This is a genomic window from Pelagibius sp. (genome assembly GCF_028289705.1).
In the GTDB taxonomy this organism is placed as follows: domain Bacteria; phylum Pseudomonadota; class Alphaproteobacteria; order Kiloniellales; family Kiloniellaceae; genus Pelagibius.
In genome coordinates this window covers 102,852-123,430 of sequence record NZ_JANQOI010000087.1, presented here as the reverse complement: position 1 = coordinate 123,430, position 20,579 = coordinate 102,852, and the positions used below count along the sequence as shown (strand labels likewise).

Below are 20,579 nucleotides of genomic sequence, written 5' to 3'. Positions count from 1 at the left end.
TTTTCGGTACGGCCCTTCCGCCGGGCCGGTGTTTTCTGGGATCGCCGCTGCCGTCCTGCCGCTGCCCATTGGCCGGGTCTGCCTGAACTTCAGAAACCCGCCGGACATACCCGCGACTGCCAAGCCGCCTCCCACGAACCCGGATGACAGTTTGACGACTGCCCGGCGAAAGTCGAACCGCCAGGATGCTTATTCAGTATATTTGAAGACTATATTTAGCAAAACTTACGCTAGAGGGAGGCTTCAAGAGCGCACGGCCGGCTCAACCCGCTGCTCGATGGCGCCGAACAGGCTGTCGCCCCGGGCGTCTTTCATCTCGATGCGGACGACGTCCCCCGCCGCAAGAAATGCTGTCTTCGGGGCGCCTTCCAGCAGGGTTTCCACCATGCGGACCTCGGCGATACAGGAGTAACCCCGGCCCCCGGCAGACACCGGCCGGCCCGGCCCGCCGTCGGCATCGCGGTTGGACACGGTCCCGGAGCCGACGATGGTTCCCGCCGCCAGCGGGCGGGAGCGGGCGGCATGGGCGATCAGCCGCGGGAAATCGAAGGTCATGTCCTCCCCCGCCTCGGCCCGGCCGAAGGGTTGGCCGTTGAGGTCCACAAGCAGCGGCAGGCTCAGCTTCGCCCCGTCCCAGGCGTCCCCCAGTTCGTCCGGGGTCACCGCCACCGGCGAGAAGGCTGAGGAGGGCTTCGACTGGAAGAAGCCGAAGCCCTTGGCCAACTCGCCGGGGATGAGCCCGCGCAGGCTGACGTCGTTCACCAGCATGACCAGGCGAATCGCCGCCGCCGCCTGCTCCGGGCCGGCGCCCAGCGGCAGATCGCCGACGATCACCGCCACCTCGCCCTCCAGGTCCAGGCCCCAGGCCGGATCAACCAGCGGGATGGGGTCGCGGGGCCCGAGAAAAGAGTCCGACCCGCCCTGATACATCAGCGGGTCGGTCCAGAAGCTCTCCGGCATCTCGGCGCCCCGTGCCTTGCGCACCAGCTCGACGTGGTTCACGTAGGCCGAGCCGTCGGCCCACTGATAGGCCCGCGGCAAGGGCGCGTGGCAGCCCGCGGAATCGAAGGGAAAACTGTCGCCGCCGTCGCCGCGTGCGCCGCTCTCCAGGGCCGCCGCCTCCTCTTTCAGCCCCGGCAGCGCCGCCGTCCAGTCGTCCAGAGCGGCTTGCAGGGTGGGGGCGGTTTCCGCCTTCACCGCCCGGGTAAGATCGCGGGACACGATGGCCAGGCGCCCGTCCCGGCTGCCGTCTTTCAAGGTCGCAAGCTTCATTGCATGCCCAGTCCTGTCGGGTGGCGCCGCCGCTCAGGGGTTGCCATCGAAGTGTTTCTGGAGACCCGCCCAGCAATCCGCATAGGCCGTATCGCGGGTTTCGAGCCCGGCGGCATAGTCCGTGACCTGCTGGGGAAAGCCGGTCTCGAACATGAAGGCCAGGGTGCCGCTCTGTTTGACCGGGGCCAGGTCTTCGCCACTCGCCTGCGCGAAGGCGTTGTGGTCCGGGCCGTGGGGCAGCATGGCATTGTGCAGACTCATGCCGCCGGGCTGGAATCCGTCAGGCTTGGCGTCGTAGACGCCGTAGATCAGACCCATGAACTCCGACATCACGTTCATGTGGTACCAGGGCGGACGGAAGGTCCCCTCCGCCACCATCCAGCGGTCCGGGAAAATGACGAAGTCCACATTGGCGGTGCCGGGCGTCGACGAGGGCGCCGACAGCACCGTGAAGATGGACGGGTCCGGATGGTCGAACAGCACCGAGCCAACGGGTGAGAATCGTTTCAGATCATACTTGTAGGGCGCGTAGTTGCCATGCCAGGCGACCACATCCAGCGGCGAGTGGGTGAGCGCACAGCGGTGAAAGTCCCCGCCCCATTTCACCGTCAGGCTGCCCTCCTCCGCCAGATCCTCGAAGGCGGCCATCGGGCTCAGAAAGTCCCGCGGATTGGCCAGGCCGTTGGCGCCGATGGGCCCGAGGTTTGGCAGGGCGAAGCTCTGCCCGTAGTTCTCACAGACATAGCCTTTCGAGGGCCCTTCAAGCAGTTCGACACGAAACTTCACGCCCCGTGGAATGACGCAGATCTCCCCGGGCGCCACGTCCAGCAGCCCGAACTCGGTGACGAAGCGCAGCGGGGCCTGCTGCGGGACCACCAGCAGTTCGCCGTCGGCGTTGTAGAAATAGTCCCGCTCCATCGACTGGGTGACGAAGTAGAGATGGGCCGCCATGCCGCTGTGGACCCGCGCGTCGCCGGCCGTGGTCACGCTGCGCATGCCGGTGACGAAGGTCAGCGCCTCGTTGGGCATCGGCGGCGGCCCCCAGCGCAGCGGGCCAAGCGCCAGGCCGTTCGAAGCGGTGGAAGGAGCCGTCAGCCAGAGCGGCATCTCCACGTGCTCGAAGCGGGCGATGTGTTTCACCGACGGACGAATCCGGTAGAGCCAGGAGCGTGCGTTCTCGGCACGCGGCGCGGTGAAGGCGGTCCCGCTCAACTGTTCGGCATAGAGCCCATAGGGACAGCGCTGCGGCGAGTTCTGCCCCACCGGCAGGGCGCCGGGCAGCGCTTCCGTCTCAAACTCGTTGCCAAACCCCGATAGATAGCTCAGCGCCATGACTGAATCTCCACGGCTCACTCCTTCTGCCGGCCCCCGGCCCGTCAATCGCCGACGCGCGGATCTTGCGCCCCACACTCCCTATGTGATAGTTGCAAATGTAACTATCAAGCATGGCCTGCAACCGGCCCCGGATGCGCAGGCGGAGGTATGCTGGGCAATGAACTTAAGACTCGAGACGTTTCTGCCCTATCGGCTGAATCGTGCCGCGGCGGTGTCGAGCCGTCAATTTTCCGCCATCTATCGTGACGAGTTCGGGCTGACGGTGCCGGAGTGGCGCACCCTGGCGACCCTTGGCCAGTTCGGCACGGCAACGGCCAAGGAGATCGGCGCCCATTCGGCGATGCACAAAACCAAGGTCAGCCGGGCGGTCTCGGCCTTGCAGAAACGCCGCTGGCTGGTGCGCCACAGCGACGCGCGGGACCGGCGGATCGAACACCTTTCGCTCTCGGCAGCGGGAACCGCCGCCTACAAGCGCCTGGCGCCCAAGATGCTGGCCTTCGAGGAAGACCTGCTGCAAAGGCTCAGTCCAGCCGAGCAGAAGGCCCTGGCCACGGGCCTTGCGGCCCTGGAGCGCGCCATGGGAATCCGCAACCGTGGTCCACAGCAAATCAAATCGGGCGACCTAGAATCGAAGCAGCGCGTGGCCTAGCGCGCACTCAAACGCCCAAAAACCGATCCTGCAGGCCGGCGTCCGCCGCCAGGGCATCGGCGGTGCCGTGCCAGACCGAGTGGCCCTTCTCCAGGATCACGCAGGCGTCGGAGAGCGGCAGCAGGTCCTTCAGGTTCTTGTCGACGATGAGGATCGCCTGACCGCTGCCCTTCACCGCACGGATCGCCGCCCAGATCTCCTGGCGGATCACCGGCGCGAGGCCCTCCGTCGCCTCGTCGAGGATCAGGAGACGCGGGTTGGTCATCAGGGCACGGCCGATGGCCAGCATCTGCTGCTCCCCGCCGGAGAGGGTGCGCGCCGACTGGTCCGCCCGCTCGCCCAAGCGCGGGAACAGGGCTTCGGTCCGCGTGCGGTCCCAGGCGCCGTCGCGCGCCGTGGCCAGCAGGTTCTCGCGCACCGTCAAGTTGGGAAAGCAGCGGCGCCCCTCCGGCACCAGCCCGATTCCGAGGCGGGCGACGCGAAAGGCCGGCAGGCCCCTCAGGTCCCGGCCAAGGAACGAAACGCTGCCGCCACGCGGCGGGGTCAGGCCGCAGATGGCGCGGATGGTGGTGGTCTTGCCCATGCCGTTGCGGCCCAGCAGCGCCACCATCTCACCCTCGCCGACTGCGAAGTCGACGCCGAAGAGCGCCTGGGAGGGGCCGTAGAAGGCCTCGAGATCGCGCACCGCTAGCATGACTGCTCCCCATGGGCCCGGCTCATGCCGCATCCCCCAGATAGGCTTCGCGCACCGCGGCGGAGCGGCGGATCTCCTCCGGCGGGCCGCTGGCGATGATGCGCCCGTAGACCAAGACCGAGATGCGGTCGGCCAGGGCGAAGACCGCATCCATGTCGTGCTCCACCAGCAGGATGCCGGCCTCGGCTTTCAGGGTGCGGAGAAACGCGGTGAGGGCCCGCGTGCCCTCCGGCCCCAGCCCCGCCATGGGTTCGTCGAGGAGCAGGAGCTTGGGGCGCAGGGCGAGAGCGAGGGCGACTTCCAACAGCCGCCGTTCGCCGTGGGAGAGCGTGGTCACGGGAACCTCCGCGCGTTCTTCCAGGCCGACCCGCGCCAGCACGGCCAGGGCCTCTTCGCGCAGCCGGCGGTCTTTGCGCACCGGCGACCAGAAGCCGAAGGCGCCCCTCTCCCGCGCTTGCAGGGCCAGGCGCACGTTGCCGAGGGCCGAGAACTCCGAGGCCAGGGAGGAAATCTGAAAGGTCCGCCCGAGCCCGCGCCGCGCCCGGGCCGCCACCGAGAGATGGACGGCCGGTTGGCCGAGCAGGGAGATCGCGCCCGCATCGGGCCTCAGCCATCCCGCCACCTGGGCGATGAGCGTCGACTTGCCGGCGCCGTTGGGGCCGATGAGGGCATGGATCTCCCCCGGCAGCAGGGTGAGATCGACCCCGTCGCAGGCCTTCAGCGCCCCGAAGGATTTGCTGAGGCCGTTGAGCTCCAGCAGCGGCTCAGCCATGGCGCAGCTTCCCTGCCAAGAGGCCGATGAGTCCGCCCCGCGCGAAAAGCACCACGGCCAGGAGAACGGCACCGAGGATGAGCTGCCAGCGGTCGGTGAAACCGCCGACGAAGCTCTCCAGAAGGATGAACAGGGCTGCCCCGGCCAGCGGCCCGAAGAGCCGCCCGACCCCGCCCAGGATGACGAAGATCATGATCTCCCCCGAGCGATGCCAGGACAGCATGGAGGGGCCGACGAAGCCGTTGAGGTCGGCGAAGAGGGCGCCGGCGATGCCGGTGATGACGGCGGAGAGCACGAAGGCGGTCAGCTTCACCGGAAAGGGCGCGATGCCGAGGGTGGCCAGGCGTACCTCGTTCATCCGCGCGCACTGCAGGGCCGCGCCGAAGCGTGAGGCCACCAGCCGCGCCGAGACGAACAGCGCCAGCAGCAGCAGCCCGTAGCAGACGAAGAAGAACGTCAGCGGCTCGGCGCTGTCGCCCATCGGCAACTGATTGCGCAGATAGATGGAGAGCCCGTCCTCGCCACCGTAGGTGGGCAGCGAGATGGCGAGGTAGTAGATCATCTGTGCGAAGGCCAGGGTGATCATGATGAAGTAGACGCCCGACGTGCGCAGGGAGACCGCGCCGATGGCCAGCGCCACCAGGGCCACCACCAGGGCCGTGACGGTCCAGACGACCAGAAGCTGGTCGCTGCCGCCGATAGTGAAGGGCCAGGTGAGGAAAGCACTCTCCTCGAAGGCGTGGAAGGCGGCGATGCCGGCGACATAGCCGCCCAGCCCGAAGAAGGCGGCGTGGCCGAAGCTCACCATGCCGCCGTAGCCGAGGGCGAGGTTCAGCCCGACCCCGGCCAGCGCCAGGATGGCGACGCGGGTGGCCAGGGAGACGTAGAAGGGCTCGTCCAGCGCGGCGGCGATCAGCGGCGCGGCCAGCAGCAGCGCCAGGAGGCTGCCGTTCACTACCTGCTCTCGGGAGAGTCCGTTCGTCATGGCGGCCTCACGCGCCCACCGGGAACAGGCCCCGGGGGCGCCACACGAGAATGGCCGCCATCAGGAGATAGATGGTGACGGAGGCGAGCGCCGAGCCGACGGCGGTTGCTTCGGCGGTGGGCAGCATCAGGGCGAAGAGCCGCGGCAGGAAGACCCGGCCAAGGGTGTCGGTGAGGCCCACCAGGATCGAGCCCACCAGGGCGCCCTTCACCGAGCCGATGCCGCCGATGACGATGACCACGAAGGCGAGAATCAGCACCGGCTCGCCCATGCCCACCTGCACCGACTGCAGGACGCCCACCATGCCCCCGGCGAGTCCGGCCAGGGCCGCGCCGAGGGCGAAGATCGCGGTGTAGAGGGTACGGATGTCGACGCCCAGCGCGCCGATCATCTCCCGGTCCGACTCCCCGGCGCGGATGCGCATGCCGAGGCGGGTCCGGGTGATCAGCAGGTAGAGGCCGTAGGCCGTGGCCAGGCCGACGACGATGATGGCGAGGCGGTAGATGGGATAGCCCCCGCCGCCGGGCAGCGGCAGGGCCCCGGCCAGCAGCGGCGGCACGTCCAGATAAAGCGGCTGGTCGCCGAAGATCCAGCGCGTCACCTCCGAGAGGATGAGGATCAGGGCGAAGGTGGCGAGCACCTGGTCCAGGTGATCGCGGTCGTAGAGCCGCCGGATGACCACGATTTCGATCACGGCGCCGGCCAGCGCCGCCGCCAGCAGCCCGCCGCCGAGGCCGACCCAGAAGGAGCCGCTGACCTCCCCGATCCAGGAGCAGAAGAAGGCGCCGATCATGAAGAGCGAGCCATGGGCCAGATTGATCAGCCCCATGACCCCGAAGACCAGGGTCAGCCCGGCGGCCATCAGGAAGAGCATGACGCCGAACTGCAGGCCGTTCAGAAGCTGTTCGATGAGGAAAGCGAGAGACACGGGACGATGGTCACGCTGGGCACAAAGGAAAAGGGGGCCGCCAAGCGGCGACCCCCGAGGCGTTCGTCTGCTTCGGACTACATCTTGCAGTCGCCGACATAAGCATTGGCGTGCCCGGTGAGGCCGACGCCGACGATCTTGTTGGTCAGCACCTCGCCCTCCTTCACCACCTCCCGGACGTAGATGTCCTGGATCGGATGGTGATTGCTGGCGAACTTGAAGGCGCCGCGCACCGATGCGAAGTCGGCCTCCTGCAGGGCGGCCCGGAAGGCCGCGGCATCGCCGGTCCCACCGGCCTTGGCCTTGGCCGCCAGAATCAGGTTCGCCGCGTCATAGCCCTGGCTGGCATAGAGCGACGGCAGGCGCCCGTACTCCGCCTGGAAGGCGTCGACGAAGGCCTTGTTGGCCGGATTGTCGATGTCCTTGGACCATTGGGAGGTGTTCTTCACCCCCAGGGCCGCATCGCCGACCGCCTTCAGGATGCCCTGGTCGAAGGAGAAGGCCGGCCCGAAGACCGGGATGTCGAGGCCGGACTGGGCGTACTGCTTCATGAAGGCGATGCCCATGCCGCCGGGCAGGAAAAAGAAGATCGAGTCCGGCTTGGCTTCGCGGATCTGGGCGATCTCCGCGGCATAGTCCTTCTGGCCCAGCTTCGTGTAGATCTCGCCGGAAACCGTGCCCTTGTAGTAGCGCTTGAAGCCGGTGAGCGCGTCTTTGCCCGCCGGGTAGTTGGGCGCCAGGATGAAGGGCGCCTTGAAGCCGTTGGACTGCACATAGCCGCCCATGGCCTCGTGCAGGTTGTCGTTCTGCCAGGCGACGTTGAAGTAGTTCTCGTGGCAGCCCTTGCCGGCCAGGGCCGAAGGCCCGGCATTGGGACTGATGTAGAAGACCCCCTGGCGCACGCTGGCCGGCACCACGGCCATGGCCAGGTTCGACCAGATGATGCCGGTCAGGATGTCCACCTTGTCACGCTGGATGAACTTGTCGGCGATCTGCTTGGCGAGGTCCGGCTTGCGGGCGTCGTCCTCCACCAGAACCTCGACGTCGCCGGCGCCGGCCTGCTTCACCGCCAGCAGGAAGCCGTCGCGCACGTCGATCCCCAGGCTCGATCCGCCGCCGGACAGTGTGGTGATCATGCCGATCTTCAGCTCTTCGGCCTGAGCCCCGCCAAGGCCGGCCAACAGGCCGGCGACGCCGAGCGTCAGGCTCCGCAATCCTCTATTCATGCTCCTCCCTCCTGTTCTTCCTTACCGACCCCCATGAGATATCCAGGCCGGGGCCGCGCTTTCCTAGCTGTCACAGGCACCGCAAGGCTGCGGGCCGCGCCTGTCGGCGGTGGCGCAGGGACACGCTGGATGATCTCTGTCGAACTCTCCCCTGCCCCCGCCCGCTGGCGGGACCGGCCTTGTGACCTGCCGTGCTTGGCCCAAGGATATACCGCGTTCGGCGCGGTTCCGCCAGAGAGAGGCAGGCCCGGAAAAGGAGGCGGAGCCCCTACCTGCCCCAGATCTTCCGGTACTCCTCCCGGTAGCCGTTCTCGGGGTCGAAGAGGTTCTTCGGCCCGCCGTCGTAGGCGATGTTTTCCGGCGTCACCACGTGGAGGGGGGACACATAGCCGGACCAGCCCTCGCCCTGCATGGCCCGGTTCAGCTCGTCGACGAGCTGCCAGCCCTGGAGGTTCAGAGGCTCGGCCACGGTGACCGCCTGGTACTGATTGGCGCGCACCCGCTGGTAGGCGGATTCCGAACCGTCGCCGGCGGCCACGGACTTCGGTGCGCCATCCCCCGAGATGCCGGCCGCCGCCAGAGAGGGTCCCATGAAGTCGAAGTAGATGTCGTTGATGGCGAGGCTGTGGGTCCACTTGGCGCCGTAGCGCTGCAGCAGAGCCGTGGTCAGGGTCGGCATGCGGTTGGAGGTATCGGCGATGGGCGTGTCGACGTACTCCAGCACCTCGCCGCCCAACTGCTCGATCACCTCCTTCATGCGGTCGGCCTTGGCGATGGCAATCGAGTAGGTGGAGTCGGTGAAGATCACCACCTTGGGCTTGCCGCCGGCATCGGCGAAGGCCCAGCTTGCCGCCGCCGCCGAGACGTCCATGGCATCGGTGGTGACGTTGGCCGCCACCCCCAGCTCCGGCACCGGGCCCACCGAGGGGGCGGCATGCCAGGCGACCATGGGGATGCCGGCGGCCTTGGCGGACTCCACGCTGGTCTTCTGCTCGACGATGTCCAGGCCGTTGATGATGATGCCGTCGGGCTTCAGCGCCAGGGCCTGGCCGAAGGCCGCCGAGCGCCCGGAGATGGTGCCGGCGCCGTCGATCACCCGCAGGTTCCAGCCGATGGCCTCCACCGCCTCCTCAATGCCGTTGGTGACGCCCAGGATGCCGCCGTTTTTCATATCCGCGGCGACCACCACCACTGTCTTGTCCGACGCCGCCTTGGGGCCGCTGGTGGGCCCGTCCCAGGCGGTCTTGCGCCCGGCGAACTTCTCGACCAGGGCCATGGCCTCCTTGACGTCGTCGGCGGATGCCGTGAGGGGCATGGCCAGGGACGCGACAAGGGCTGCAGCCGTCGTCGTTACAACCGTTCGTCTCAGCATGATGTCCTCCCGTCTGCTTGGATCTCGATTTGGGATTTAGGGTTCATGTCTTGCCGCCGCGGCGCCGCTGCGCGTAGCCGGCGATGCCGATGGCGATCAGCAGAGTGACGCCGTTGAACATGGGCTCGACCCAGAAGGAGCCGCCGAACTGCTGGATGCCGGAAATGCCCACCGCCAGGATGGCGACGCCGACGATGGTGCCCCAGACGTTGACCCGGCCCGGCTTGATGGTGGTGGAGCCGAGGAAGGCGCCGACCAGCGCCGGCAGCAGGTACTCCAGCCCGACACTGGCCTGGCCGATGCGCAGCTTGGAGGCCAGCAGCACGCCGGTCAGCGCGGTCATCAGCCCAGAGGTGACGAAGGCGCCGATCACGTACTTGCGGGTCGGAATGCCGTTGAGCTGGGCGGCGCGCGGGTTGGCGCCGATGGCATAGAGGTAGCGCCCGATGGGCAGGTATTCGAGGACGATCCACATCAGGATCGAGATCGCCAGCACGTAGAAGCCGGCAATGGGTATCCCCATGACGAAGGTGCCGTTGATGGCATAGAAGCCGTCGGGCACCACGCCGACCACCTGCCGTCCGCCGGTGTGCCAGAGCGCCAGAGCGTAGAGCACGGTGCCGGTGCCCAGGGTGGCGATGAAGCTGTCGATGCGCGCGACCTCGACCAGCAGGCCGTTGCAGAAGCCGACGAAGGCGCCGAGCAGCAGCACGGTGATGACGGCCACCGGCCAGGGAAAGCCGTAGAGGGTCTGCAGGGAGATCGCCAGGATGTGCCAGAGCACGATGCCGTAGCCGACGGTGAGGTCGATGCGCCCGGCCACCATGGGGATCATGGCCCCGAGGCTCAGCAGCGCGATGATCGCCTTGTCGGAGACGATGGCCCGCAGGTTGAGCAGCGTCGGAAAGGTTTCCGGCAGCATCAGGGAGAACAGCAGAATGAGGAAAACGGTCAGCAGGACCAAGCCGTAGGCCGGCAGCAGGCGGATCAAGCGGCCGGCCAGCGACAACCCCGAGAGTTCGCCCTTGGTCGGCTCCAGCGCGTTGGATTCGATGGATTGCATGGCGTGGTTCCGCTGCCTCTTGTCTAGGCGGCCTGGCTGTCGCCGGCCGAGGCCGCCTGAATGAGCGTTTCGATGGTGAGGTTGACGCCCGAGAGGTCCGCCACCAGCTTGCCGCGGCTGAACACCAGAGCGCGGTGGCAGATGTTGGCGACCTCCTCGAAGTCGGTGGAGACGATCAGCACCCCCATGCCAGTGCCCAGGGCCCGGTTGATGAGGGCGTAGATCTCCGCCTTGGCGCCGACATCGACCCCGGCCGTGGGGTCTTCGGCGATCAGGAGCTTGCGGCGGGTCGCCAGCCAGCGGCCGATGACCACCTTCTGCTGATTGCCACCGGAGAGGGCCTCGATGGCCATGGCCGGGTCGTTGGGGCTGAGGCCCACGTCGCGGCCGATCTCCACCGACTGCCGCGCTTCCTTGCCGGGTGTCTGGAAAGCGAAGATGCCGCGCCCGAAACCGGCGGGATTGAGGAACACGTTCTCGCGAACCGAGAGCGCCGGCGCCACCGACTCGACGACCCGGTCCCGTGCCACCAGCCCGATGCCGGACTCCATGGCGCTCTTCGGTGAGGTCAGGTCCGGTGCCTGCCCGTCGAGGCGAATGGCGCCGTCATGCTCCAGAGCGCCGAAGAGGCAGCGCCCGATCTCCTCCTGTCCGGCGCCGCGCAGCCCCACCAGCCCCAGGAGCTCGCCCTTCTTCAGGGTGAAGGACAGCGGGCCCACCTCGCCGACCGTCAGCTCGTCCACGGTCAGCAGGTCGGCGCCTTCCTGGGAAGCGAGCTTCACGATCTCCCGGGTCTGGCGCCCGACGATCAGGTTCACCAGTTCGTCGGCATCGGTGTGGGCCGTGTCGCGGACCCCCACCATCTCCCCGTCGCGCAGGACCGCCACGCGGTCGGCGATGCGGAAGACCTCGTCCAAACGGTGAGAGACGAAGATCATGCCCACGCCCTTGTCGCGCAGCGGCCGCAGGGCGGCGAAGAGCCGCTCCACCTCGTCGGCGGGCAGGCTGGCCGTGGGCTCATCGAGCACCAGGAAGTCGCAGTCCACCGCCAGGGCGCGGGCGATGGCGACCAGCGACTTCTCGGTCCGGGAGAGCGACTGGACCCTTGTCGTCGGATGGAAGTCGCAATCGATCCTGGCCAGGGCCTCGGCGGCGATGGCTTCCGAGGAGCGCCAGTCGATGAACCCGGCCCGCCGGGCGAAGCCCTGAGCCAGCGCCATGTTCTCGGCGATGGTCATCCATTCGATGAGGCCCAGATCCTGGTGGATGAAGGCGACCCGCTGGCGTTCGTTCAACTGTCCGGGTTTGTGGGTGTAAGGCTCTCCACCGATGAGCACCCGCCCCGCATCGGCTTGATGGATGCCGCCAAGGATCTTGATCAGCGTGGATTTGCCGGCGCCGTTCTCGCCCAGCAGGGCGACGATTTCGCCGTGGCCGACCGCCAGCGAAACCCCTTTCAGGGCCTCGGTTCCGCCGAAGGACTTCACAATCGAGTCGAAGAACAGGCCGTCCGACGCGGCACGCTGCACCTTGCTTCCTCCCCACCGGTTTAGGCTTGTTGAATGGCCGCCTGGTACGTAACGTTACCGGTAACGCAACGGTAGGGTGGGCAATGACCGGGGGCGAGTCAAGAAACCTCTTGGCAACAGGGCTCCGGGCCCAGAGTGTCGGCCCGAGTTTCGAGCGGAGTTTCGGATCGTGAGAGCGTGCCGTCATGGCTGAGAAGAAACGCAGCACCGGCCCGGTCAGCCTGGCCGAGGTCGCCAAGGCGGCAGGCGTCAGCAAGATGACCGCCTCCCGCGTGCTGCGCAATGCGACGGGCTTTTCCGAGGCCACCCGCCTGAAGGTGCTGCGGGAAGTCGAGCGCCTGGGCTATGTGCCCAACAAGATCGCCGCCGCCTTCGCCTCCGATGCCGCCTCCACCCTGATCGGCGTCAACGTCCCGCAGCTCGGCAGCGAGACCTTCGCCCGAATCCTGGAAGGCATCGACCGCGCATTGGGCCGCTTCGGGTACCAGACCGTTGTCGGCGCTTCGGAGCATTCCCTGGAAGCCGAGGAGACCTGGGTCGAAGCCATCCTCGCCTGGCGCCCGGCGGGGCTGATCCTCACCGGCCGGCAGCGCTCGGCGCGGACCATCGACATGCTGAAGCAGGCGGCGGTGCCGCTGGTGGAAATCTGGGATCTGAACTCGAAGCCCTTGGACATGTGCGTAGGCTTCAGCCACTTCGATGCCGGCTATGAGATGGGCCGGCTGGTGGCGACCAAGCGCTACCAGCGCTTCGGCTACGTCGGCGTCGATCTGGAGCAGACCATGATGGGCGCCGCCCGCCTGGACGGTTTCTGCAAGGCCCTGAAAGATGCCGGCAAGGACCTGCCCACCCGGCAACTGCTGAAGGACACCTCCTCCTTCTATGCCGGCTTCTACGGCACCGAGCACATCCTTTCGCGCCAGCCCGACCTCGATCTGATCTACTACCTCAACGACAACATGGCCGCCGGCGGGCTGATGTACTGCCAGTCCCGCGGGCTGGACGTGCCGAAGGACATCGGCATTGCGGGCTGGGGCAGCATGGACATCACGGCCATCCTGCCCAAGCGCCTGACCACCACCAGCAGCTACCGGCTGAAGATCGGCAAGGTCGCGGCGGAGAACATCCTGAACCGCATTCACGGCAACCCCGTGCCCGACAAGGTGGACGTCGAGTTCCACCTGGTGCCCGGCTCGACGGTCTGACGCCCCCAACTCAGCCGCCGCCGGCGTTCACCGGCAGTCGATGGCGTGCATCACAGAGGCGCCGAACTCGTAGTAGGCCCGCTTGGTTCCGGCCAACCGCTCGCGGTGGCCGTCCACCGGCGCGACCGGCAGGACCGCCGGATCGCCGGAGACCAGAAAGTCGGCCAGCGCCTTGCCGAAGACCGTACCCGGGGCGATCCCGCGGCCGCTGAACCCGAAGACCGAGAGTGCGCGCTCCCCCAGCCGCACGATCTTCGGCAGGTGATCGCCGGTCATGGCGATGCGGCCGAACCAGGCGTGCTCCAGGTCGATATCGGCGAGCGCGGGAAACAGGGCGGCGATCTTGCGTCCGGCCCAGGCGCGATGAAACGACGCGCCGCGACTCTCCAGCGATCCCATGGCGCCGACCAGCAGACGCCCGGCCCGATCCAGGCGAAATGACGACATCACCGTCGCCGTGTCCCAGCAGCCCTCGCGCTGCGGCAGGATTGTCTTCAGCAGGTTGTCGCTCAGCGGCCGGGTGGCGATCTGAAAGTAGTGCAGCGGAACATAGGCGGGGTCGCTCACGCCCTCCACCGGCCGGCCATAGGCATTCACAGCCAGCAGCAAGGCACCGGCGGAGACGCTGCCACCCGCCGTCTTCACCAACCAGCCCTCGCCCTCTCTTTCCACCGCCAGGGCCAGCGATTTCTCGTGGATCACGGCCCCCGCCCCTAGCGCCGCCCGGGCGAGGCCACGGCAGTAGGCCAGGGGTTGGATGGTGCCGGCGCGCCGGTCCAGCAGCGCGCCATGAAAGGCCGAGGTTCCAGTCCGCGCCGCCGTCTCCGCCGCGCTCAGCAGCTCCACAGGCGCGGCCTGCTCGCGGAGTTGGCGCAGCCGCTCCTCGAGGCCGGCGAGCGCTTTCGGCGCATGGGCACAGTGCAGGGTGCCCGCCCGGGTCGCCTCGCATTCGATGCCCAGGCGATCGATCAGGGCGAACACCAGATCGGGACCGGCGGCCAGGCGCTCGTTGAGCCGGCGCCCCTCGTCCTGCCCGAGAATCGCCTGCACCGCTTCCGGTGCCAGCCAGAGCCCGGCATTCACCAGGCCGACGTTGCGCCCCGAGCCGCCGAAGCCGATGGTCTCGGCCTCCAACAGGCGCACCGTGAGGCCCGCTTCGGCCAGATGCAAGGCGGCGCAACAGCCGGTAAACCCGCCGCCGATGATGACAACGTCGGCAACCACGCTTTCCGAAAGCACCGGCGCAGCGAGTGGCTGGCCCGCCGTCGCCGCCCAAAGATTGCTCCCGGTCCCCGCCTCACCCATGCACTGGCCCCTGATTTGTCTGGTCCGTCATCGGACCCGATTTCATCGAACCTGGGAGGACAACACAAGCACACGTCGACCCGCCGGAGGAACATCGCCCCTGCGTCAAGCCAGCCAGATCGGCAGGATCGAGGCGGCCAGCAACAGGCCCAGAAGGGCGTTGACCAGACGCCATTGCCTTTCGCTGCGCAGTATCCGCGCGACGGCCATGCCGCCGGCGCACCATAGAGTGAGCGAGCCAATCGCCGCAGAGCCGAAGGTGGCCGCCATGATCAAAGCGAGCTGCGAGGGGCTGCCGGACAGGGCAGCAAAGGACGCGACGGCGCCCAGCACCATGGCCCAGGCCTTGGGATTGATCAGAAGCAGCAGGGCGCCGGCGATGAACCCGAAGGGGGCCGCCGTCGCCCCGGCCCCTTGGTCCGGCGCGCCGGCGCAGGCGATCCGATAGGCCAGCCATAGCAGATAGGCCGTGCCGGCGAGTTTCAACGTCACCTCCAACATCGGAAGGCTCTGCAGAAGGACGGCCAGGCCCGAGGCCGCAGCGGCGGCCAGTCCAGCCAACCCAGCGGCGATGCCGAGCAGCAGTGGAACACTGCGGCGAAAGCCGAATTGAATGCCGGAAGCCGTCGCCAGGGTGGTGGCGCCGCCTGGCGTGATGGTCGCGACCACCGCGAAGAGAACGAGCGAAGCGAGCAGGTCCGACATTGCGAAATCCTCCGACTGGGACTTCACACTTGAGCCGAATTCCGCTATTATGGAATGAAATTCTCCTTATCATAAACATTAGTGATCTTAATTTCTTGATATGAGCCGTAATCTCGACATCGGGCTTGCCCGTGCTTTCCTGGCAGTCGCCGACAGCGGCAACATGACGACGGCCGCGGCCAGGCTGAACCTGACCCAGGGCGCCGTCAGCCAGCAGATCAAGCGGCTGGAAGAGGCGTTCCAGTGCATGCTCTTCGACCGGACGCGGCGCGGACTGACGCTGACCCGCAGCGGCGAGGCGCTGCTCGGCCCCGCGAAGCGGCTGCTGGACCTCAACGACGAGATCTGGCGGGAGATGACGGCGCCGGCAATCCGCGGGACTGTGCGCCTCGGCATGCCTGTCGACCTGATCGCCCCCTTCCTGCCGCCGGTTCTGGAGGGCTTCGTCGAAGCCAATCCGCAGATCGAGGTCTCGCTGGTCTCGGCCACCTCCCCGGAACTGCTGCGCCGGCTCGGTGGGGGTGACATCGATCTGGCCCTGGTCGAAGAGCCCTTGGGCAGAAGCGCCGGCGAGTGCCTCTGCGTGGAGCGTCTGCTGTGGATCGGCGCGCGCAACGGACGGGCCTTGGGCAAGCGGCCCCTGCCCCTTTCGATCGTGAGCGAGGACTGTGCCTTCCGTCCCGCGATCTTCGAAGCGCTGCGCAAGAAGCGCATGGCCTGGCGCACCGTGTTCGAGAACGGCACCATCGAAGCCACGCTGACCACCGTGCGGGCCGACCTCGCCGTGACGGCGCTGCTGGCCTCGACGATCCCTTCGGACCTTGAGGTTCTGGGACGGGACTCCGGCCTGCCGGAGCTCCCCAGCTTCGCCATCAACCTGCACCGCCGCCCCGAGCCGAGCCCGGCCGCGCTTGAAGTCGCCAGGCATCTGCGCGACGGCCTTCTTGCAAACACCCGGCGCAGCGCCTGAGAGCGCCCGGCAGCTTTGCGAGCCGCGACTCCTCTCTCTATAACCAGCCTGAACACGCGAGAGACGGGAGAGCGGGAATGACGGAGTCGAACGGCCCCACGGCCCTTGGCGAGGCGCTGGCAGCGCGCTTCAGCGATGGAGCGGATCTCGAAAGCGGGCTGGCGGGTGATGCCACCGATGCGCTGGCGGTGCTTGCGGGCCGCGGCTCCTGCCGGTACTTCCGGACAGAGCCGGTCGAACCCGGTCTGCTGCGGTTGCTGGCCGCGCTCGCGCTCTCCTCGCCGACCAAGAGCGACCTGCAACAGCGCGATATCGTGGCCGTGAGCGACCCCGATCTGCGGCAACGGATCAACGCCCACATCGGCGACCAGCCATGGACGGCGGAGGCCCCTGCCCTCCTCATCTTCTGCGGCAACAACCGGCGCCAACGCCAGATCCACGCGCTGCGCGGCCGGCCTTTCGCCAATGACCATCTGGATGCCTTCTTTAACGCCGCCGTCGACGCCGGGATCGCGCTCGCCGCCTGTGTCATGGCGGCGGAGGCCCTGGGCCTGGGCTGCTGTCCCATCAGCGCCATCCGCAACGACGCCGAGACGGTGAGCGACCTCCTGGGGCTGCCGGACCACGTCTTTCCCGTCGCCGGGCTCGGTCTCGGCTGGCCTGCCGAGACCCCAAGGATCAGTCCGCGCCTGCCGCTGGCCGTCACCCTGCACGAGAACCGCTTCAGCGAGGCCGGCATCGAGGCGGCCATTGCGTCCTACGACCCCTGCCGCCGCTATCGGACGCAACGCTTCGTCGAGGACTACGGCGAGGACCCGGCCTACGGCTGGTCGGAAGACAAGGCGCGGCAGTATTCCAAGCCGGAGCGCGCCGGTTTCGGCGCCTTCGTCCGCCGCAAGGGCTTCAAACTGGATTAGGGCCTGTCGACATTCATTTCGCCGTCGTGGCGGGAGCAGATATGCGCCAGGGTTAGGAGCGGGCGGCGCCGTGGGGTGATCCCCCACAAGGCGTCCGCGACGCGGCCCTGGCGCATATCTGCCTCGTCCCGGAGGGATCCGGCGCATTTGGCCCGCGGCCGCGTCGCTTCTCGTCGAATATGCTTAGGCATGTCCTTCCTCGTCGCTCCTAACCGCGGGCCAAGTGCGCTCGGACCACGAAGGCGAAATGAATGTCGACAGGCCCTAGTCCCGCAGGACCAACCTCACATCACCTCGTCCTTGCGGTCGTCGGTTTCGCCGAAGCGGTGCAGCGCCGGGGCCTTCAGGCCCTCGTAGAGCTTGGCGATGCCTTGGTTCACCTGGTCGCCCTGCTGGGCGAAGAGCGAGTTGCCCGCGCAGTCGCTGTCGACAATGAAGGGGCCGAAATTCTCCACCTCGAACAGCCAGAGCGCCTGGGCGATGCCCAGTTCCTCCAGCCAGTGGACTTCGCGCACCGCCTTCACGCCGCGCCCCAGCAGGGCCCCGGTACCGTAGCCGACGGTGGTGAGATAGACCGCGCCGCGTGGCGCCAGGACCTGCGTGTAGTCGTCCCGCGGCATGCCGCCCTTGCCGATGACGATCTTGGTGTCGGTGCGGTCCAGCCAGTCGCCCAGGTACTTGGAGAAGCGAAAGCTCGCCGTCGCGGTGACGCCGCCGATCGCATAGCTGCCGTTGTCCTGGGGAGCGGCCGCCGGTGAGCAGTGGAAGTTCACGTTACTCGCCTCGGTCAGCCCGGGCGGCAGGCTGTGGCCCTCCACTAGCACGCGGTTATAGACGCCTTCGCGCGCGGTGTAGACAAGGCCGCTGAGGAAGACGACGGAGCCGAGTTCCAGCGCGGCGATGTCCTCCGCCTTGGCCGGAAGGTCTAGGCGGACCTGTTTAAGCTTGCGTCCTGGCTCGGCCATTCCACCGTCTCCCTGCGCATGTAAGGGGTGAACCAGAGGGGGTCGGTCCGGTAACTCACGGTGCCGTCCGCCGCGAGGCGTGCTGTTGCCCGGCGCGAGGACAGACAGAAAGTGTGGACTGAGACCGGCATGCCGCCGGTGTGGGTGTAGCCTACCTCGATATGGCAATCGACCACCATGGAGGAGCCGACGAAACCCATGGCCCCCATGCCGATGGAATTGCCCAGCTCCTTCAGCTCCAGCTCCAGGGCGGCGATCTTCGGGTCCGGGTTGCGGTCGCCGACGACGCGCAGGCAGGCCGCCTGCTTGCCCAACACCATGCAGATGTCCTTGGAGCCGCCGATGCCGACGCCAACGATGGCCGGCTGGCAGGCCAGGCCCCGCTTGCCGAAGGCGATGAGGGTGTCCAGCAGGAAACGCTTGATGCCGTCGATGCCGTCGCCGGGAAAGAGCATGCGATAGTCGGAACCGAAGAGCCCGCCCTTGTGCACCGTGGTGATGTCGATCCAGTCGGCCTCCGGCTCGAAGCTCCACTCGATCTCCGGCGCGTTGATGCCGACGTTGTTGTTGTGCTCGCTGCGCCAGAGGGGATGCACCCGGTTGGGCCTGAGCGGCACGTCGTGGGTGGCGCGCGCGGTGGCACTGCGCAGCGCCCGCTCGATCCCGGTGAAGCCGCCGGTGAATGTGGCCCGGTCGCCGACCTTCACGTAGTAACGCGGCAGGCCGGTGTCGGCGCACATGGGCCGGCGGTCCTCGCTGGCGGCCTCCCAGTTCTCCACCATGGACTGCAGCACGAAGGCGGAGAGATCGCCGCTCTCCACGTCGATCATGCCCTTGATGCCGTTCAGGTAGTCCTCGGGGATGTCGATCGCCGCCTTGCGCATGATCTCATAGGCCGCCTCCTCGATGGCTGCGTTCTCGATCATTGGTCTCTCCTTACATCACCGCTGCGGGCGGGGCGCCGATCCGGTCGTCGATCAGCGATTCGCCGGGCTTCACCCGCTCGAAGGTCACGGGCACCATCTCCGTCTTCAGGTCCTCACCCTGCCGGCTTATTCTTGTGAACGCGGTGCCGTGCAGATCGCCGGTCTCGGGGAAATCCTCCCGGAAGTGGGCGCCGCGGGAATCCTCCCGCGCCAGCGCCGCCCGGGCGATGACCGCGCTGATCGACAGCAGGCTGTCCAGGTTCAGCCAGTCGTGCCAGGTGAGATTGAACGCCCGGTCGCCATCGGCCAAGCCCGTCGACCGCAGCGCCGCCGTCACCCGATCGATGGCCGCGAGCCCGCGCTGGAGGCTCGGCTCGGTGCGCATCACCCCGACCTGGTCCCACATCTCCTGCCAAAGGGTTTCACGGAGCGCGCCGAGATCGCCCGGGGCCAGGGCGAAGGGCCGCTCGGCCCGCGCAAGGCCGGCCTCGATCACCGTCTCGTCGGGCTCCCGCCAGGCGCTTTGATGCTGCACGTAGACCGCCATCGACTCGCCGGCGATGCCGCCGAAGACGGTGGCGTTGGCAACACCGTTGCCGCCCAGCCTGTTGGCGCCGTGGACGCCGCCGCAGTCCTCCCCCGCCGCGAAGAGCCCGGGGGAATCGGTCGAACAGTCGATCTCGAACTCCACCCCGCCCATCATGTAGTGCGCGGTGGGCACCACCTCGACACGCCCGCCCGCCAGGTCGAAGCCGCAGTCGGCGCAGCGCTTCACCATGCCCGGAAACTGCCGGCGCACGTTGTCTTCGCCCAGGTGGCACATCTCGATGAAGACGCCGCCCATGGGGCTGGTCCGGCCGGCGCGCATCTCCGCGTAGATGCCGCGGGAGACGATGTCGCGGGTCGCCCGCTCGGCGGCGGGGTCCAGCCCGGCCATAAAGCGCTCGCCGGCGCCGTTCAGCAGGATGCCCCCGGCACCGCGCAGCCCCTCCTCCAAGACAGTACCGGTCATGCGTGTGTCAGGGCCACCCAGCAGTCCGGTGGGATGGAACTGCACCATCTCCATATCCCTGAGGCCGAGGCCGTAGCGCAGCGCCATGGCCAGGCCGTCACAGCTCTTGTCGCCGGAGGGCGTGTGGTAGAGGTACATGGTCGGCCCCGCGCCGGTGGCCAGCAGCACCGCCTTGGCCTGCACGAAGCGATAGCCACCCGTACGGATATCGACTAGGAGCACGCCCGCGATGCCGGAACCGTCGCGCGCCGGCACCAGTTCGATGGCGCGATGCTCTTCCAGCTTGGTGACGTCGAGGGCCCAGACCTGCTCCATGAGCCGGTTGATGATCTCGATACCGGTGAGATCGCCCTTGTGGACCGTGCGGTCGAAGCTCTGGCCGGCGAAGGCCTTCTGGTGCAGCGAGCCGTCGGGATTGCGGTCGAAGAAGCAGCCGATTTCGTTCTCCAACTCGCGAATGCGTTCCACCGCTGTCTCGCAGAGCTTCCAGGCGAGGTCCTGGCGCGGCAGCCACTTGCCGCCGACGATGGTGTCCATGAAGTGGCGCTCTACGGAATCACCCGGCGCCAGCGCCACGTTGTAGCCGCCCTGCACCATGCGGGTGCAGCCGGACTTGCCGAGCAGCCCCTTGGCGGCGATGGTGACGTCCAGCTCCGGGTTCGCCTGCTTGGCGTGCAGCGCCGCGAAGAGGCCCGCGCCGCCGGTGCCCAGGATCAGGATGTCGGTCTTGTGGCGCTCGATCTCCATGG

19 protein-coding genes are annotated in these 20,579 nt (G+C 67.7%); 4 read left to right on the top strand and 15 right to left on the bottom strand.

The window, feature by feature from the left end:
- Positions 1-243: 243 nt before the first annotated feature.
- Both Q0996_RS11255 and hmgA read right to left on the bottom strand, forming a co-directional pair.
- A complete protein-coding gene (locus tag Q0996_RS11255) occupies positions 244-1,272 on the bottom strand; it encodes a fumarylacetoacetate hydrolase family protein (protein WP_299619164.1) in 1,029 nt (342 codons plus the stop codon).
- 33 nt (positions 1,273-1,305) lie between these two features.
- The gene (hmgA, locus tag Q0996_RS11250; protein ID WP_299619162.1) at positions 1,306-2,604 is read right to left on the bottom strand and encodes a homogentisate 1,2-dioxygenase; all 1,299 of its coding nucleotides are present in this window, start codon (positions 2,602-2,604) and stop codon (positions 1,306-1,308) included.
- Between the two features lie 160 nt (positions 2,605-2,764).
- On the opposite strand from hmgA, the gene Q0996_RS11245 reads away from it, so the two are divergent.
- Positions 2,765-3,256, top strand: a complete 492-nt coding sequence (locus Q0996_RS11245) for a MarR family winged helix-turn-helix transcriptional regulator (protein ID WP_299619159.1) — start codon at positions 2,765-2,767, stop codon at positions 3,254-3,256.
- A gap of 7 nt (positions 3,257-3,263) precedes the next feature.
- On the opposite strand, the gene Q0996_RS11240 is transcribed toward Q0996_RS11245, so the two are convergent.
- The 8 genes from Q0996_RS11240 to Q0996_RS11205 all read right to left on the bottom strand — a co-directional run bounded on the left by Q0996_RS11240 (position 3,264) and on the right by Q0996_RS11205 (position 11,825).
- Positions 3,264-3,950, bottom strand: coding sequence for an ABC transporter ATP-binding protein (locus Q0996_RS11240; RefSeq protein ID WP_299619156.1), 687 nt, complete (start codon positions 3,948-3,950; stop codon positions 3,264-3,266).
- Between the two features lie 22 nt (positions 3,951-3,972).
- On the bottom strand, positions 3,973-4,722 hold the full coding sequence (locus tag Q0996_RS11235; RefSeq protein ID WP_299619153.1) for an ABC transporter ATP-binding protein: 750 nt from the start codon (positions 4,720-4,722) through the stop codon (positions 3,973-3,975).
- On the bottom strand, positions 4,715-5,707 hold the full coding sequence (locus Q0996_RS11230) for a branched-chain amino acid ABC transporter permease (protein WP_299619150.1): 993 nt from the start codon (positions 5,705-5,707) through the stop codon (positions 4,715-4,717). The genes Q0996_RS11235 and Q0996_RS11230 overlap by 8 nt, the downstream gene beginning before the upstream one ends.
- A gap of 7 nt (positions 5,708-5,714) precedes the next feature.
- The gene (locus tag Q0996_RS11225; RefSeq protein WP_299619147.1) at positions 5,715-6,635 is read right to left on the bottom strand and encodes a branched-chain amino acid ABC transporter permease; all 921 of its coding nucleotides are present in this window, start codon (positions 6,633-6,635) and stop codon (positions 5,715-5,717) included.
- A gap of 77 nt (positions 6,636-6,712) precedes the next feature.
- Positions 6,713-7,861 (bottom strand): ABC transporter substrate-binding protein, encoded by a 1,149-nt coding sequence (locus Q0996_RS11220; protein ID WP_299619144.1) that lies wholly within the window; start codon positions 7,859-7,861, stop codon positions 6,713-6,715.
- 268 nt (positions 7,862-8,129) lie between these two features.
- Entirely contained in the window at positions 8,130-9,233 is a 1,104-nt protein-coding gene (locus Q0996_RS11215) for a substrate-binding domain-containing protein (RefSeq protein ID WP_299619141.1), read from the bottom strand.
- 43 nt (positions 9,234-9,276) lie between these two features.
- Positions 9,277-10,296 carry an ABC transporter permease gene (locus Q0996_RS11210; protein ID WP_299619138.1) on the bottom strand — a complete coding sequence of 340 codons (1,020 nt, stop codon included), beginning with the start codon at positions 10,294-10,296 and terminating at the stop codon, positions 9,277-9,279.
- Between the two features lie 23 nt (positions 10,297-10,319).
- Positions 10,320-11,825, bottom strand: a complete 1,506-nt coding sequence (locus Q0996_RS11205; protein ID WP_299619136.1) for a sugar ABC transporter ATP-binding protein — start codon at positions 11,823-11,825, stop codon at positions 10,320-10,322.
- A gap of 185 nt (positions 11,826-12,010) precedes the next feature.
- Here Q0996_RS11205 and Q0996_RS11200 point away from each other — a divergent pair, with 185 nt between their 5' ends.
- On the top strand, positions 12,011-13,030 hold the full coding sequence (locus tag Q0996_RS11200; protein WP_299619133.1) for a LacI family DNA-binding transcriptional regulator: 1,020 nt from the start codon (positions 12,011-12,013) through the stop codon (positions 13,028-13,030).
- A 27-nt stretch (positions 13,031-13,057) separates the two neighbouring features.
- Here the strand turns inward: Q0996_RS11200 and Q0996_RS11195 are convergent, their stop codons facing one another.
- Both Q0996_RS11195 and Q0996_RS11190 read right to left on the bottom strand, forming a co-directional pair.
- On the bottom strand, positions 13,058-14,335 hold the full coding sequence (locus Q0996_RS11195) for an FAD-binding oxidoreductase (protein WP_299619130.1): 1,278 nt from the start codon (positions 14,333-14,335) through the stop codon (positions 13,058-13,060).
- Between the two features lie 105 nt (positions 14,336-14,440).
- Positions 14,441-15,040: a LysE family translocator gene (locus Q0996_RS11190; protein ID WP_299619127.1), complete on the bottom strand. Its 600-nt coding sequence runs from the start codon at positions 15,038-15,040 to the stop codon at positions 14,441-14,443.
- Between the two features lie 100 nt (positions 15,041-15,140).
- Between Q0996_RS11190 and Q0996_RS11185 the strand changes: the two genes are divergently transcribed.
- Complete coding sequence (locus tag Q0996_RS11185; protein ID WP_299619124.1) at positions 15,141-16,010, top strand: LysR substrate-binding domain-containing protein; 870 nt, start codon at positions 15,141-15,143, stop codon at positions 16,008-16,010.
- 77 nt (positions 16,011-16,087) lie between these two features.
- Positions 16,088-16,927 (top strand): nitroreductase family protein, encoded by an 840-nt coding sequence (locus Q0996_RS11180; protein WP_299619121.1) that lies wholly within the window; start codon positions 16,088-16,090, stop codon positions 16,925-16,927.
- 284 nt (positions 16,928-17,211) lie between these two features.
- Here the strand turns inward: Q0996_RS11180 and Q0996_RS11175 are convergent, their stop codons facing one another.
- From Q0996_RS11175 to Q0996_RS11165, 3 genes are read right to left on the bottom strand one after another with little or no spacing between them, the layout of a single operon-like run.
- Positions 17,212-17,892, bottom strand: a complete 681-nt coding sequence (locus tag Q0996_RS11175; protein ID WP_299619118.1) for a fumarate hydratase C-terminal domain-containing protein — start codon at positions 17,890-17,892, stop codon at positions 17,212-17,214.
- Complete coding sequence (locus tag Q0996_RS11170) at positions 17,853-18,818, bottom strand: fumarate hydratase (RefSeq protein ID WP_299619115.1); 966 nt, start codon at positions 18,816-18,818, stop codon at positions 17,853-17,855. The genes Q0996_RS11175 and Q0996_RS11170 overlap by 40 nt, the downstream gene beginning before the upstream one ends.
- Positions 18,819-18,828: 10 nt before the next feature.
- On the bottom strand, positions 18,829-20,577 hold the full coding sequence (locus tag Q0996_RS11165) for an L-aspartate oxidase (protein ID WP_299619112.1): 1,749 nt from the start codon (positions 20,575-20,577) through the stop codon (positions 18,829-18,831).
- Positions 20,578-20,579 lie beyond the last annotated feature (2 nt).